1 protein-coding gene is annotated in these 319 nt (G+C 55.5%); it reads left to right on the top strand.

Annotation, left to right across the window (positions count from 1 at the left end):
• Window positions 1–262, top strand: a 262-nt coding sequence (locus tag SB765_RS28725; RefSeq protein ID WP_410932372.1) for an IMP dehydrogenase, incomplete at its 5' end; no start/stop codon positions are given.
• Window positions 263–319 lie beyond the last annotated feature (57 nt).

Below are 319 nucleotides of genomic sequence, written 5' to 3'. Positions count from 1 at the left end.
CGAAAGCTTTATGCTGTTTTACGGCATGAGTTCCGAATCGGCGATGAAGCGTCATGTTGGCGGTGTCGCGCAATATCGCGCAGCAGAAGGTAAAACCGTTAAGCTGCCGCTGCGAGGCCCGATTGAAAATACCGCGCGAGATATTTTGGGCGGCCTGCGTTCAGCTTGTACATACGTTGGGGCTTCACGCCTGAAAGAGCTGACCAAGCGCACCACCTTTATCCGGGTTAATGAGCAGGAAAACCGCGTTTTCAACCGATAGTCATCCGGGGCGCAGCCTGCGCCCCTTAATGCATCGCATCACCCAGCCCGAACACCG

This window comes from Pseudomonas sp. SIMBA_067 (genome assembly GCF_046534675.1).
GTDB classification, from domain to species: domain Bacteria; phylum Pseudomonadota; class Gammaproteobacteria; order Pseudomonadales; family Pseudomonadaceae; genus Aquipseudomonas; species Aquipseudomonas putida.
The sequence above is the reverse complement of the archived record's forward strand: the minus strand, read 5'-3'. Positions and strand labels throughout refer to the sequence as shown.